Origin of the sequence: Streptomyces sp. WZ-12 (genome assembly GCF_028898845.1) — a bacterium.
Lineage (GTDB): Bacteria > Actinomycetota > Actinomycetes > Streptomycetales > Streptomycetaceae > Streptomyces.
This window is the reverse complement of sequence record NZ_CP118574.1, coordinates 647,289-659,980: the sequence shown is the minus strand read 5'-3', so window position 1 is coordinate 659,980 and position 12,692 is coordinate 647,289. Positions and strand designations below refer to the sequence as shown.

General features: G+C 68.2%; 14 protein-coding genes and 3 pseudogenes. 4 read left to right on the top strand and 13 right to left on the bottom strand.

Annotated features, from left to right (window positions below):
- Positions 1 to 4 precede the first annotated feature (4 nt).
- The 8 genes and pseudogenes from PV796_RS02425 to PV796_RS02390 form a co-directional block, all read right to left on the bottom strand.
- Positions 5 to 895 (bottom strand): alpha/beta fold hydrolase, encoded by an 891-nt coding sequence (locus PV796_RS02425; RefSeq protein ID WP_274911113.1) that lies wholly within the window; start codon positions 893 to 895, stop codon positions 5 to 7.
- Positions 896 to 1,028: 133 nt separating this feature from the next.
- Entirely contained in the window at positions 1,029 to 1,730 is a 702-nt protein-coding gene (locus PV796_RS02420) for a GntR family transcriptional regulator (protein WP_274911112.1), read from the bottom strand.
- A 223-nt stretch (positions 1,731 to 1,953) separates the two neighbouring features.
- Complete coding sequence (locus PV796_RS02415; protein WP_274911111.1) at positions 1,954 to 2,355, bottom strand: nuclear transport factor 2 family protein; 402 nt, start codon at positions 2,353 to 2,355, stop codon at positions 1,954 to 1,956.
- 77 nt (positions 2,356 to 2,432) lie between these two features.
- The gene (locus PV796_RS02410) at positions 2,433 to 3,296 is read right to left on the bottom strand and encodes a fumarylacetoacetate hydrolase family protein (protein WP_274911109.1); all 864 of its coding nucleotides are present in this window, start codon (positions 3,294 to 3,296) and stop codon (positions 2,433 to 2,435) included.
- A gap of 32 nt (positions 3,297 to 3,328) precedes the next feature.
- Complete coding sequence (locus PV796_RS02405; protein WP_274911108.1) at positions 3,329 to 4,261, bottom strand: VOC family protein; 933 nt, start codon at positions 4,259 to 4,261, stop codon at positions 3,329 to 3,331.
- 110 nt (positions 4,262 to 4,371) lie between these two features.
- Positions 4,372 to 4,761 carry a lipocalin-like domain-containing protein gene (locus PV796_RS02400; protein WP_274911107.1) on the bottom strand — a complete coding sequence of 130 codons (390 nt, stop codon included), beginning with the start codon at positions 4,759 to 4,761 and terminating at the stop codon, positions 4,372 to 4,374.
- A 56-nt stretch (positions 4,762 to 4,817) separates the two neighbouring features.
- On the bottom strand, positions 4,818 to 5,669 hold the full coding sequence (locus PV796_RS02395; RefSeq protein ID WP_274911106.1) for a sugar phosphate isomerase/epimerase family protein: 852 nt from the start codon (positions 5,667 to 5,669) through the stop codon (positions 4,818 to 4,820).
- 182 nt (positions 5,670 to 5,851) lie between these two features.
- Positions 5,852 to 5,995: pseudogene (locus tag PV796_RS02390) on the bottom strand (IS5/IS1182 family transposase); the annotation flags it as partial.
- 171 nt (positions 5,996 to 6,166) lie between these two features.
- Between PV796_RS02390 and PV796_RS02385 the strand changes: the two are divergent.
- Positions 6,167 to 6,514, top strand: a complete 348-nt coding sequence (locus tag PV796_RS02385; protein WP_274911105.1) for a PadR family transcriptional regulator — start codon at positions 6,167 to 6,169, stop codon at positions 6,512 to 6,514.
- A gap of 2 nt (positions 6,515 to 6,516) precedes the next feature.
- Positions 6,517 to 7,206: a hypothetical protein gene (locus tag PV796_RS02380; protein ID WP_274911104.1), complete on the top strand. Its 690-nt coding sequence runs from the start codon at positions 6,517 to 6,519 to the stop codon at positions 7,204 to 7,206.
- 307 nt (positions 7,207 to 7,513) lie between these two features.
- Here the strand turns inward: PV796_RS02380 and PV796_RS02375 are convergent, their stop codons facing one another.
- Both PV796_RS02375 and PV796_RS02370 read right to left on the bottom strand, forming a co-directional pair.
- Positions 7,514 to 8,296 (bottom strand): IS5 family transposase, encoded by a 783-nt coding sequence (locus PV796_RS02375; RefSeq protein ID WP_274911103.1) that lies wholly within the window; start codon positions 8,294 to 8,296, stop codon positions 7,514 to 7,516.
- Between the two features lie 34 nt (positions 8,297 to 8,330).
- A complete protein-coding gene (locus PV796_RS02370) occupies positions 8,331 to 9,029 on the bottom strand; it encodes an alpha/beta hydrolase (protein WP_274911101.1) in 699 nt (232 codons plus the stop codon).
- 61 nt (positions 9,030 to 9,090) lie between these two features.
- Between PV796_RS02370 and PV796_RS02365 the strand changes: the two genes are divergently transcribed.
- Positions 9,091 to 9,486: a winged helix-turn-helix transcriptional regulator gene (locus PV796_RS02365; RefSeq protein WP_274918826.1), complete on the top strand. Its 396-nt coding sequence runs from the start codon at positions 9,091 to 9,093 to the stop codon at positions 9,484 to 9,486.
- 766 nt (positions 9,487 to 10,252) lie between these two features.
- Positions 10,253 to 11,331, top strand: a protein-coding gene (locus PV796_RS42230) for an IS630 family transposase (protein WP_446750553.1) whose coding sequence is annotated in 2 segments (ribosomal slippage) — positions 10,253 to 10,754 and positions 10,754 to 11,331 — 1,080 coding nt in all. Because the reading frame shifts where the segments join, the coding sequence is not laid out codon by codon here.
- 242 nt (positions 11,332 to 11,573) lie between these two features.
- Here the strand turns inward: PV796_RS42230 and PV796_RS02350 are convergent.
- The 3 genes and pseudogenes from PV796_RS02350 to PV796_RS02340 all read right to left on the bottom strand — a co-directional run.
- Positions 11,574 to 11,696 carry a hypothetical protein gene (locus PV796_RS02350; protein WP_274919400.1) on the bottom strand — a complete coding sequence of 41 codons (123 nt, stop codon included), beginning with the start codon at positions 11,694 to 11,696 and terminating at the stop codon, positions 11,574 to 11,576.
- Positions 11,697 to 11,801: 105 nt separating this feature from the next.
- A pseudogene (locus PV796_RS42225) lies at positions 11,802 to 11,849 on the bottom strand (hypothetical protein); the annotation flags it as partial.
- Between the two features lie 73 nt (positions 11,850 to 11,922).
- A pseudogene (locus tag PV796_RS02340) lies at positions 11,923 to 12,471 on the bottom strand (transposase); the annotation flags it as partial.
- Between the last annotated feature and the right edge of the window lie 221 nt (positions 12,472 to 12,692).

The following is a 12,692-nucleotide window of genomic DNA, read 5'->3' as shown; positions in this document are numbered from 1 at the left end:
TTCGTTACCGGTCGCGGAGAAATGCCTGGAGCAGCCCTGCGGTCGCCTCGGGTGCTTCTTCGGGAACGTAGTGGTCGCAGGGAAGTGCCTGGCCGCGTACGTCGGTGGCGTACGCGCGCCAGACGTCGAGTACGTCGTAGTGGCGGCCGACGAAGCTGTGTTCGCCCCACAGGGCCAGCAGCGGGCAGGTGACGCGGCGGCCCGCGGTCGCATCCGCCTCGTCGTGGACAAGGTCGATGCTCGCGGCTGCGCGGTAGTCCTCGCATGAGGCGTGGATGGCTGCGGGGTCGGAGAAGCAGCGCACGTATGCGTCCTGTGCCACGGAGTTGAAGGGGGTCCCGCCATGGTGGCGGGCGCCCATGCGGGTGCGGACCCAGAATCCCGGGTCGGCGCCGATGAGGTGCTCGGGGATGTTGTTGCCGGCGGCGAGGAAGTACCAGTGGTAGTACCCGAGTCCGAAGTCGGCGCCGGCGTGTTGGAAGGCGTGGCGGGTCGGCACGATGTCCAAGACCGCGAGCGCGGTGACGGCGTGCGGATGGTCCAGGGCCAGTCGATGTCCGACCCTGCCGCCGCGGTCGTGGCCGACCACGGCGAAGCGGTCGAAGCCCAGTTCACGCATCACCAGTAGTTGGTCGAGCGCCATCGAGCGCTTGGCGTAGGTGGCGTGGTCCGGGCCGGAGAGGGGCTTGTCGCTGTCGCCGTAGCCGCGTAGGTCGGTCAGAACCACGGTGTGCCCGGCGGCCAGATGAGGGGCGACCTGGTGCCAGATGAGATGTGTCTGCGGATAGCCGTGCAGCAGCAGGACCGGTGGGCCCTCACCCGCGATCCGTACGTTGATGCGCACACCCTCGGCGTCGACGGTGCGATGGGAGAACTCAGGGAGGAGGTCGGTCATGCCTCGATCACACCAGCCGGGAAGTGCGCAGGTCCAAGACCGAGGGCCAACCACCCTTATAGGGCGAGCCTATTAAGGCTTTCTGAGCCGGTAGGCGCGGCGAGGGACGTCGGGCAGCTCAAGTGCCCCTTGGTCAGGCCCCAGTTGGCCCGTGCGTGGGGTCTTCCAGGTCGTGTTCGCGGGCGTAGGCGATGAGCTTGCGAGGCGCCCGACCGATGTGTTCGGCCAGGGCGGCCACGGCGGCGTCGGCGTCCCGGGCCAGGGCGAGATCCCGCAGTTGACGGTGCTCGGTAACCAGGTCGCGTACCTGGTCTTCGGTCAAGGCCCAGTACCAGCGCCGGTAGAGCTCGGCGTTGTCGCGCAGGGCGTTGACGACCCCCTCCAAGCGCGGGCTCCGCGCACCCGACAGCAGTGCCTGATGGAAGGTCTTGTGGGCGGCGGGCCAGTCTTCGTTGAGCCTGCCGTCGGCACCGTCGACCGTGGTGCGCTCAAGCGTGTGGTGCGCCGCCACGACTGCGGACTCCCATTCCAGACCGCCCAGGGCGATCGCCTGCCGCAACGCCAGCGACTCCAACTGCACCCGCGTCCGCGTCAGGTCGTGCAGGTCGTCGACCGACAGCGGCATCACGCTGAACCCGCGCTGCGGGTTCGACACGACGAGCCCCTGTTCGGCGAGCCGGGTGAGTGCCTCACGGACTACCGACATGCTCACGCCGAACCGCTCCGCGAGGGCGATCAGCTTGAGCCGCTGCCCCGGAGCGAGTTCCCCGTTGAGCAGGTCGCTCCGGATCCCCTCGAAGACCTCTTCGGTACGCGTTGCATTCCCCTTGGCCACCGGAACACCCTAGCGATTTAACGCAATAATTTGCAATTAACGATATTTGGGACTCCGTGGCACACCCAAGGCCGGTGCCGTAGCCCGGCGTTCGGCGGAGCGCCGGCTCCGGCCCTGGGCGCCGATCAGAGAGGGGGCTTCCTGAAGCGGGTCAGGTGCAGCGTCCGTCCGTACCAGTGCGCCGAACAGGGGCTTCGTCGATGCCGTGCGACGCCCACCTTGCTCACGGACGCACCGCCTGGGCGACGCCCCAGGAATCTTCGAACATGTAGTAGCGACTGATGCGGCCCTCGGGGTTCACGACGATGTCCACCGCGAACGGCGTGTCGATCGTCTTGCCCGTCGAGCGCACCACGACCCGTGCCCGTCCGATCAGCACCGCGTTGGGGCCGTCGACGACGACGCGCTCGACGTCGAAGAGCTCGCGGTCGGTGAGTTCGCCCATCGTCCGGAAGAAGTCCGGGATGCCGGCGACCGTGCGGCGGCCCACCCAGGGGACGATCTCCGGGTCCCCGGGGATCTCCCAGTCGGCGTCGTCCGCGAACAGCTCCACCACGGCCGGGACATCGCCTTCTCCGATGCGCTTGAGGAGCTCGTTCACCACGTCGCGTGTCCGGTTGCCCATACCTGTCTCACTCTCCGCCGAACGAACTCGGCTTGTCGAACTGGCTCTCGTGTCGTTGCTGGGGGGCTGAAGCCCGGTCAGGCGGCGTCCCGCGCGCCCGAATCCGCCACCAGCCGGTTGGCCAGTGAACCGATGCCCTCGACGGTGCTGACCAGGGTGCCGCCCGGCACCAGGTAGCGCTGCGGGTCCCGCCCCATGCCCACCCCGGACGGGGTACCGGTGAAGATGAGGTCGCCGGGAAGGAGCGGGACGACCGCGGACAACCGTGCGACGAGCTCGGGGACGGAGAAGATCAGATCCCTGGTCCTGCCGTCCTGGAGCACCTCGCCGTCCAGGGCGCAGGACAGCGCCAGGTCGTCGGGGTCGGCGAACTCCTCGACGCTGACCAACGAGGGACCGATCGGGCTGAATCCCGGGTAGGACTTGCCGAGGGAGAACTGCGGTACCGGGCCGGCCAGTTGTACCGTCCGTTCGGACAGGTCCTGGCCCACGGTCAGGGCCGCCACGTGGCTCCATCCGTCCTTCTCCGGCACCCGGTGTCCTGGGCGTCCGATGACCGCGACCAGTTCGACCTCCCAGTCGACCCGGTCGCTGGGGAGCGTCACCGTGTCGTACGGGCCGGCGATGCTGGAGACGAACTTCGTGAACACCGCGGGCGAGGTGATCTCCGACTGCAGGCCCGACTCGGCGACGTGCGCCCGGTAGTTGAGGCCGATCCCGAAGACCTGGGCCGGCCGGAGGACCGGGGGACCCACCTGCGAGGGTGCGAAGGGAACGGCGTCGTCCAGCGAGTGGCCCTCGGCCCACCGCGTGAATTCGTCCCACCGCTCGAAGACGCGGTCGGGCTCGGCTGCGAACCTGCCGTCGCTCGCCTTCTCGACATCCAGTGCCCGGTCGTCCTGCAGCAGCGCGAGCCTGCCGCCGATCCTGCCAATGCGCATGACTGCTCCTGTGTGGTGGTGAGCTGTGGAATTCAGCGGCTGCTGTGTGTGCCGGTCATCAGGGCGGCGAGGTCCTCCGGTGTGATGAAGGACGGCGGGGGCGGCGGGCCCCAGTTGTAGAGGCCGCGGGCTCCGTCGACGACCGAGGGCTTCCACATCTGGTCGTCGACGATGCAGTCGAGGTCGCTGTAGTACTCGGTGAAGTTGCCGGCCGGGTCCTTGAGGTACCAGAAGAAGTTCGACCCGATGTGGTGCCGACCCAGCCCCCACACGTGCCGCTCGGGATGCTCCTCCAACATGGCGGTGGCGCCGCGGCCGACCTCGTCCACGTCGTCCACCTCCCAGGCGGTGTGGTGGAGGAAGTCCACCGGAGCCTTCTGGACGAGGAGGTTGTGGTGGTCGGTGGAGCAGCGCAGGAAGCTGGCCAGGCCGGGCACGTGGTCGGTGGCCTGGAAGCCCAGGCCCTCGGTGAAGAAGCGCTGGCTCGCGTCCTGGTCGCGCGAGCCGATCACCACGTGGCCCAGTTTGCGCGGCCGCACCCGGTTCGTCCGCTCCGCCCCGGGGGCACGGACGTTGGGGCGCGAGGGACGCCCGGGACCGTTGTACGGCACTTGCTCGGTCGGGGTCTGCTCCAGGTGCGGGGCGATCTCCAGGATCACCGTCAGGTGGGAGTTCGGGTCGGTGACTCGCAGGGAGGTGGCGTCCCGTTGAGCCGGCACGTCCAGCCTCGACAGACCGGCGGCCACGCGGTCCAGGTCGTCCTGGTCGTCCACGCCGACTCCGAGTTCGGTGAGCCGACGGCGCGCGCTGTGGGCGAGCTTCAACTGCTCGCCGCCCTCCTGGGTGGCGAAGCGGCGGACCGTCCCGTCGCCCACCGGTGTGAGACCGAATTCCTCGTAGTAGCCGGCCGCGGCCTCAACGTCCGGGACACCGAGGGTGATCGACGTCAGGCGGTGCAGGGCCATCACGTTCTCCTTCTCTTGAGGGGCACGTCCGCGGGTTGTCGACGGTTGCCCAAGTACCAACTGCCACATGGGTCGTTGATCGGGAGGGGCGGTCCGGAGCGGGCCGTGGCTCAGGCGCGCGTCCACCGCAACTCGATGCGGCGCCGCCCCTCGTGGTCGGTGGACAGGGTCAGGGAGTCGCCGTCGAGCCGTGCCCACCGGACCTGGTCCTCGGTGAAGGGCGGCAATCCGACGCGGACGACGTGCCGCAGGACGCCATCGGGATCGGCTTGGTAATCGCCGATGTACGCCACTGCGGGTGCGTCCGCATGGCCGGGGACTACCACGGCAACCTGGTGCGCCGGTCCGTAGTGCAGCCTCCCCGACGGCTGTTGACCGTACGGCTCGGCCAGGAGGGTGCCGTCGGCGTTCAACTCGCGGATGCTGCGCAGGGACCACGTCCCGAGCAGGCCCGAGTCCCATGCCGCCTGGGGTGGGGACGCCCTCTGCGTCGTGCTCATGTCGCTCCTTTCCGTGTCATCGGGCGGTGGGCACCCGCACACCGCGCGCTGGAGAGTCAGGGGGCGAGGGCGGCGTCCAGAGCGGCCCGCGTCCTCACGCCGACCTCCTCGGCTGACATGGCGTCGAAGGCGGGGGAGAACACCTCAAGGCCAACGCTGTTCAGTCCGCCGATGGCGCGCAGGACGTCGACGATCTCCGAGACCGGGAAGTCGCCTTCGCCCGGCGCCTTGCGGTTGTTGAGGCCGTCGTAGGCGAGGGACATCCCCTCCGGGACCTCCGCGTCGGCGTCGCACAGTTGGACTCCGGTGATGCGCTCACCGGGAATCGTCTCCAGCAGGGCGTCGTCGCGCCCGCCCCTCATGTAGTGCCACAGATCGAAGACGATGCCGCTGTTGGCCGCGTCCGCACCCCGGACGACGTCCCAAGCGCTGCGCAGGTCGGGGATGCCGAACACCGGAATGAACTCCAGGTCACAGCGCAGCCCCTCCACCGCGGCCCGGCGGCAGAGACCTCCGAAGGCGTCGACGAGCTGCTCACGGCTGTACCTGCCGGGCGGGAAACCCGCCCAAGCCGTGAACGACTCGACGCCGAGCGCGGCGGCCATGCGGAAGAAGTCGTCTTCGTCGAAGGCGACGGTCTCGACGGGGAACTCCTCGCCGCCCGGCAGATGCGGTTCCCAGGCAGCTACCCAGCGGACGAGAGGATCGAGATGGCTGAGACCGACCCCGGCATCGGCCGCCATGCCGCGCATCTCGCGCGTGCTGATGCCCGATCCGAGCCACCTGTTGTAGTCGGACGGGGTGATCGCGAGGGCTTCACAGCCGGCGGTCTGCGCTGCCAGCAACTGGTCAGCCAGCGACAGCGACCGAACGGTCCCGTTCCACATCACCCGGCGCGGATCACTCATCCTGCACACTCCCGTTCCTCGGCCGACGTCGCTCCGCACCACCGACGGCGCAGGGCGACGACTTCGTCCCAGCGGCAACGGCCTCACGGACCGTGCTCCGCCAGCCTAGCCATTTATCGATAGAACGCAAGATTATCGAAATTTTCCAGAGGCCGTAAGAGGTCGCGCAGATAGGCGGTCGGTCATGGTCGGCGGCGGCGATGTGTATCTCGGCTGTGGGTGGTCCAGGCTCGGCGAATGAGGCTACGGACTGTGATGATCGTGTAGGCGAGGTCGAAGAAGGCTTCGATGACGTTGGTCCGCTGTTCGTAGCAGCGTGTGCACCGGCCAGGATGTGGTCGATGCCCTGCTTGCCCCGGTCGGCTGGCGAGCGTTCGAATCTCCACCGTCGGGGTGATGACTCCGGCCACAGCATCCCCGGACAGAACAGCTGGGGCCGACTATCTTGCACAGCACTAGCTTGCTGTGCAAGATTCATGCTGTGTAAGGTACTGGCCATGGAGGAGACATCCGCTCTACATGCCCAGTGGCTTCGGGGCGTGCTGGACATGTGCTTGCTCGCCTTGATGGCGGAGGCCCCCGTCTACGGCTACGAGATGACCGTCCGGCTCGGCAAAGCCGGACTGGACGTCGCGGACGGCTCGATCTACCCGGCCTTGGCGCGCCTGCGTAAGCGTCAACTGGTCGAGGTCGAACGCCGCACAGGAGAGGGCGGCCCCGCCCGCACCTACTACAAGCCCAGCGAAGCGGGCCTGCAGTTGCTCCGGTCGATGCGCCGCGACTGGAGCGAGTTCGCCCTGAACGTCACCACCATGATCACCAAGACGGGGCAGAAAGGGTTGTGACGATGACCGTCGAGAATGCGATATCCCAGGCCATGAAGACGTGGCACCGCCTGGGGGTGGACGAGGAAGCGGCCCAGGAGATGGCCGAAGAACTGGCCGCCGACCTGACCGCCGCAGTCGCCGACGGCCGCTCCGTCAGCGCCTACGTCGGCGGTGACGTGGACGCGCTGGTCACCTCGTGGGCGGTCGAACATGGTCTGCTGCCGGTGCAGCACCGGCGCCTGAAGGAGACCGGCGCCGCGGCGGCCAAGGGCGCCGCCGTCCCCGCCCTTGCCGCTGTGTTCTTCTGCTTGGTGTCCATGTCCCACCTCCTCGATCCCTGCGCGCTCGACTGCCGCACCACCACCGACGCCCCGTGGATGTGGGTGGGTTGGGTGCTGTGTGCGGCCGTCGGCTACTGGCTGGTCCTGCGCGCCGTCTCGCGCCGCCTTGAGCGCCACCAGGCAGCCGGACGTGAAGCCACCCGTCGGGCCCTCACCAGGACACTGCCGGTCATCGTGATGGCAGCAGCACTGATAGGCGGAGGTATCGGGCTCCTCTTCTCCGTCATCCTCGGGTACTTCCAAATCTTCGCCCTGCTTCCGGCGCTCGCGAGCATGCCCGCCGCCGTGGCAGTCGGCGCCGCCTGGGTGCGGCACTGCACCTGCCCACCCGTGAACACGATGCGCCGACCCTCGGCCCGGACCGCCTGACCCATCCACGACGGCCAACAGATACCCGCTAAAAGGATGGCGACGCTGAAGGCGGTAGGCAGCGTCGCCGCCATCCTTCCGGCAGAACCCCGATGTCCCCGAGCTTGCCCAGCATGCGTTGAGAGACCGCACTGGCAGGCGGCGGTGGGAGCCAGGCGGCAGACGGGACAGGCACAAGCTCCGTGATCATGGGAGACCTGTGCCTGCGCTGCCATCATGGCTGACCGAACCGCCAAGTGGCCGCGTAAATTGGTGATCATCACGGGCGACGTGCCGGGCGGCTGTCCCACCGGTACAGGGTCCAGGCTTAGCGGATCAGGCTACGCACGGTGAGGATCGCGTCGGCGAGGTCGAAGAAGGCGTCGATGACGACCTCGCGGCGTGCACAGCAGCGTTGGAGCCGGTTGAAGGCGTTGTGCCAGGCGTTCGTGCGTTCCACATGCCAGCGCTGACTTGCCTGGATCGGTGCTTTCTCGCCCTTGTGGGCGATCTGGCCGTGCAGGTGTCGTCCGGCGAGCTCGGTGCGGGTCTTGCCGGAGTCCAGGTGCACGGTGATGTCGGCGGGCAGCGGGCCGAGATCATCGAGTTTGTCCAGGGTGGGAGCCAACAGTGGCGAGTCGTGCCGGTTGGCGCCGGCCAGCACGCGACCCAGCGGGATGCCGTGGCCCTCGACCATCAACGACCGTTTCATGCCCTGCTTGCGCCGGTCGACCGGGGACGGACCAGCGCACTGGCCACCGCCGGGGGCCTTGGTGATACAGCCGTCCACGGCGATCTGGTCCAGTATCAGGCCGACGATGCGGTCGTAGGCGGCCAGCGCGATCCGCTTGAGCGCGGCGAACAGCCCGGCCTTGATCCACTCGTCGCGGCGGTTGCGGATCGTGGACGCCGAGCACGTGGTGTCGGCGATCGCCTCGTAGGAGCAGCCGAACCGCAACACCTGGATGAGCTTGTCGAACACGGTCCGATCACTGATCCGCCGCCGATGACACCCCAGTGGGTGCGCGGGGTCGACCACTGGTCGGGCGGGGATCAGCGCGGCGAACTGGTCCCACAGCGGGGTGGTCAGCCGTGATGGCAACGCGGGCACAGGTACTCCTGATGATCACCCCTGTGTGCGGCCTCTAGGCCGTCTCGAGCAGCAGCGCGGTGAGCTCGACGGGCATGGTGATCATGCAGTCGTGGCCGGTCGGCAGCTCGCGTATTCGTTCGCCTGCCGGGACGGGACGTCGGGTGATGTCTGCCGGCTGGCCCTCGCGGCAGTGGATGTGTGTGCGCGGGATTGTGCGCGCGGCCGGGTCGTCCAGCAGGACTGGCTCCCGCAGGCACCGCACCGGCTGGTCCGACAGCATCGAGCGCAACCAGGCGAGGTCGTCGGGATCGGTGACGCCGAACAAGCCAAGCGGCGGCGGCTGCTCGGGCATCGGCGGAACTCGCCAGCCGTCCACGGCGAGGTCGATGAGCTGCTTGGTGACAGGGAGGACGTCGACAGCGGTGTCGCCGTCTTCGGGGACCATCGCGTCGAGGAACACCAGATGTGCGATCCGCTTCGGGACCCGGTTGGCGACTCCCGAGATGACCATCCCGGCGTAGCTGTGCCCGACGAGCACGACGTCGTCGAGGTGCTCGTCTTCGATCAGGCCGGTGACGTCGTCGATGTGGGTTCCGAGCCCGATCTTGGGGCTCAGCAGGTGTGCCTTGTCGCCGTAGCCGGTCAGCGACGGCGCGAGCACCCGGTGCCCGGCCGACTCCAGCAGCGGGACCACCCGGTCCCAGCTTCGCCCGTTGTGCCAGGCGCCGTGTACCAGTAGAAATGTGGCCATGGTCGTGTGGTTCCTCCTCGTGCCTCGGTACTCTTTGGTAACCGCGAACATCGTGATCCCCATGACGCCCCCCGGGCAATACGGCACTTTTCGGTGCCCCGGTTCTCAGGAGGTAACCGTGCAGGACCCGTGCAAGACCCGTGAAGTCCTCGGGATCGTCGGGGACAAGTGGGCGCTGCTGATCGTGCGCATGCTCAAGGACGAGCCGTTGCGCTTCACCGAGCTCAAGCGGGCCATCGACGGCATCAGCCAGCGCATGCTCACCGTGACGCTGCGCGACCTCGAACGCGACGGGATCCTGACGCGCACGGTCCGAAACGTCATGCCGCCGCACGTCAGCTACGAACTGACCGCGATGGGCCGGAGCCTGCGCGAGGCCACCGCGCCGCTGCTCGAATGGAGCATCACGCACCTGCCACACATCGACGCCGCTCGCACGGCCTACGACAACCGCTAAACGAGTAAGAGGCCGCGCGCATGGGTGGTCATCAGGGCGGCGCGTGGGTCGGGTGTCCCACCGGTAGAGGGCCCAGGCTTTGCGGATCAGGCTACGGACGGGAATCAACGCGGCGAATTGGTCCCACAGCGGGGGTAGTCAGCCATGATGGCAACGTAGGCACGGACACCTCTGGCGATCACGAAGCGTAGACACCTCATGATCATCAATGCCTGTGCCCGCCCGACCACCAGGGCCATACCTCACCACTCTATTTGCGCGACCTCTAAGTCGATCTAGTGGGCGCCGCCGAGGGCGCCAACCGGCGCTGGAGGGACGCTTCAGGGGCCGCATTTCCGTGAGGGCTGGTTCCTGCGGTGATGGCGTCTCCGCACGCGCTGAGCACTGCTCGCGGGTGGGGATCATGAGCAGAACGGTTGATTGGGATGCCATCGGTGGTCGCTCTGCGAAACGTCTGATCTGGGCAGGCCGCCGTCGGGCGTGAGGGTGCCGCCAGGAGCGTATGGGGGGCCGCTTGGGTGCGAGGGCGTCCTTCCGCGGACTGCGCGTGCGGCGATGGAAGGGCAATGATCCGGAGGATCCCCGGTTTCGCTCACCGGGGGATCCGGTGCTGAAGGTGGCAATGCGTGCGCAGGAACGGCCCAGCAGCAATGCGCTCCGGCTGACCGACCGTTCCTACCGAACTCCCTTACTGACTTCGGCTCGTCAGGGTGATCTTTGGCGAAGTCGCTGGTGAGGCGGGCGCGTTGTCTGTATCTCGTGGTGTGTGAGATATGCAGATGGGGGCGGGCTTACCGCTGCGGGACGTCAGCGTCGCGAGGCTGTACGGATGCAGGCGGTCGAGCTGTTCGAGCAGAAGATCAAGCCGCCGGAGGTCGCACGGCGGCTGCGGGTGAGCGTGAAGTCGGCCTATCAGTGGCAGCAGCTGTGGCGTCAGGGCGGCGCCGATGCGCTTGGTTCACGAGGGCCCGGTGGCGGCCGGTGCCGGCTGTCGCCACGCTGCCTGGCGAAACTCGCCGTGTATCTCGACCAGGGTCCGGCCGCGCACGGGTGGGTGGAGGACCAGGTGTGGACCGCGGCGCGAGTGGTCACGCTGATCGGCAGGAAGTTCCACGTCTCCTACAGCGTCTCGGGTGCCACCCGGTTGATGCACCGGCTCGGCTTCTCCCCGCAGGTTCCCGCGCGGCGGGTGGCCGAGCGCGACGAGCAGGCCGTGAAGGTGTGGAAGGAGGCGACCTGGGCGGAGGTAAAAGAGCCCGGGCGGCCTGCGGGGGCTACCTCTGCTTCGAGGACGAAGCCGGGTTCACCCGCAAGCCGCCCAGGGGACGCACCTGGGGCCGGCGCGGTGTGACGCCGGTTGTGACGGTCAGCGGACGACGATCGGGACGCCTGTCGGTGGCCGGGCTGGTCGCCATGCGGCCCGGCTCGCGGACCCGCCTGTGCCACCGGCTGATCGCCCACCCGGCGGGCAAGGGTAAGCGCCGCAGCATGAGCGAGCGCGACTTCATCGCGCTGATCGACGGCGCCCATCAGCTCGTCAAGGCACCGATCGTCCTGGTGTGGGACCGGCTGAACACGCATGTCTCCCGCAGGATGCGGAAGTTGATCGACGAACGGGAATGGCTGACGGTATTCCTGCTGCCGGCCTACTCACCCGATCTGAACCCGGTCGAGTGGGTGTGGGCACACGTCAAACGCAGCCTGGCCAACCTCGCCGTCGTGGCCCTGGACCGCCTCGAGGCACTCGTCCGCAACCGGCTCAAGCGCCTCCAGTACCGGCCCGACACCCTCGACGGCTTCATCGCCGGAACCGGCCTCACCCTCGATGACCCAACATCACCCTGACGAGCCGAGGTCAGTATTTCGTCGCAGAGTTAAGCGTGACGAGGGTGATCGCCCTCATGCCCTGCGCTGGAGTTCTCTCGGCGCTCGATCTACGGGCGTCTTCGATCTACGGGCGTCTTCGACGGTCTGCGCCCAGGTCCTGACCGGTGTGTCGGCCGGGTGGGCGAGGTGGGTCCTGATGGCGGTCCCGCCGGGGGTCTGTGTGCCGAGATCCCCTGGGTGCTGCCGCGCCATTCGATGGGTCAGGGTAGTTCGGATTCGAGGCGGCGCTGCAGCTCACCGAGGGTCTCGCGTGCGAGGTCGAGCCTTTCCGGGTCGAGACCTTCGGTGGTGCGCAGAGCAAGCTGGGTGTAGGCCGCCTGCATCCTGTGCAGTGCGGCGCGGCCGGTCGGGGTGACCTTGAGCAGCTTGGCCCGCTGGTGCGCGGGATTGGGCCGGTAGCAGGCGAGTTCGTCCTCGACGAGCAGGTCCGCGACGCGCTGGACTGCCTGGCGCGTGTGGCCGAGTCGGCAGGCGATGGCCCCGACTGGGGCGGCTTCGTGTTCGACCTCGGCGAGGACCTGCCAGCGCGCCAGGCTCTGGCCGGTCGGCGGTGTCCCGGTAGCCGCCGTCCGCGATCACCGTGGTCTTGCCGACGGCATGCTTGGCACCGGACAGCTCCCACGCCTTGCAGTCGTTGCGGTTGCCGGGCAGTGGCCGGCCGACGGCGACGACGAGCCGGGTGTCGGTGTCGATGACGACCTGGTGGTTGGTCGAGTACCTGTAGTTCTTCGACTGCTCGGCGACCCGGTGGTCGCGGATGGGGATCAGGGTGCCGTCCACGATCAGCACGGCGTCCTTGCCGAACCGCTTGCGTTGTCAGAGGGCAAGCGACGGCCCGAGGTAGCCGATGATGCGGGCGACCGCGTACTTGGACACCCCGTACAGCGGCGCCAGTTGGCGCAGGGTCAGATTGGTCCGCCAGTAGTCGGCGGCCAGCAGCACTCGGTCCTCCAGCGGCAGGCTCCACGGCCGGCCCTTGCACACCGGATCCGCGCCCTCGCGCCGCAGCGCATTGACCACCTCGCTCAACTGGCGCGGGCTCAGCCCGGTGAACGGAGTTATCCAAGACGGCTCCGACGCCGTGATCACACCAGCCACCTCAAGATCATCCCAGGACGATCCGCCAGGTCAGTGCGCCGGTGACAGTCGGGGGCTCGTGGGGTAGGAGCATCAGGACGTTCCGCAGACGCGTAGAGGGCGGGGTTGATGGAAAACGTAGGGCAGTGTCTGGACAGGGGCGGGGATGCCGGCGAACCGTGGTCGGGGGTGGATGCCGCCCGGCTGGCACGTGCCGCCAAGGAACAGGCTGAGTGCGCGAT

Excerpts from the sequence above, each read along its gene's own strand:
- PV796_RS02395 (WP_274911106.1), bottom strand. The coding sequence starts at position 5,669 with ATGAGTGATCCGCGCCGGGTGATGTGGAACGGGACCGTTCGGTCGCTG.
- PV796_RS02400 (WP_274911107.1), bottom strand. The coding sequence starts at position 4,761 with ATGAGCACGACGCAGAGGGCGTCCCCACCCCAGGCGGCATGGGACTCG.
- PV796_RS02385 (WP_274911105.1), top strand. The coding sequence starts at position 6,167 with ATGGAGGAGACATCCGCTCTACATGCCCAGTGGCTTCGGGGCGTGCTG.
- PV796_RS02415 (WP_274911111.1), bottom strand. The coding sequence starts at position 2,355 with ATGGGCAACCGGACACGCGACGTGGTGAACGAGCTCCTCAAGCGCATC.
- PV796_RS02425 (WP_274911113.1), bottom strand. The coding sequence starts at position 895 with ATGACCGACCTCCTCCCTGAGTTCTCCCATCGCACCGTCGACGCCGAG.
- PV796_RS02410 (WP_274911109.1), bottom strand. The coding sequence starts at position 3,296 with ATGCGCATTGGCAGGATCGGCGGCAGGCTCGCGCTGCTGCAGGACGAC.
- PV796_RS02380 (WP_274911104.1), top strand. The coding sequence starts at position 6,517 with ATGACCGTCGAGAATGCGATATCCCAGGCCATGAAGACGTGGCACCGC.
- PV796_RS02350 (WP_274919400.1), bottom strand. The coding sequence starts at position 11,696 with ATGCAGGCGGCCTACACCCAGCTTGCTCTGCGCACCACCGAAGGTCTC.
- PV796_RS02405 (WP_274911108.1), bottom strand. The coding sequence starts at position 4,261 with ATGGCCCTGCACCGCCTGACGTCGATCACCCTCGGTGTCCCGGACGTT.
- PV796_RS02370 (WP_274911101.1), bottom strand. The coding sequence starts at position 9,029 with ATGGCCACATTTCTACTGGTACACGGCGCCTGGCACAACGGGCGAAGC.
- PV796_RS02365 (WP_274918826.1), top strand. The coding sequence starts at position 9,091 with ATGACGCCCCCCGGGCAATACGGCACTTTTCGGTGCCCCGGTTCTCAG.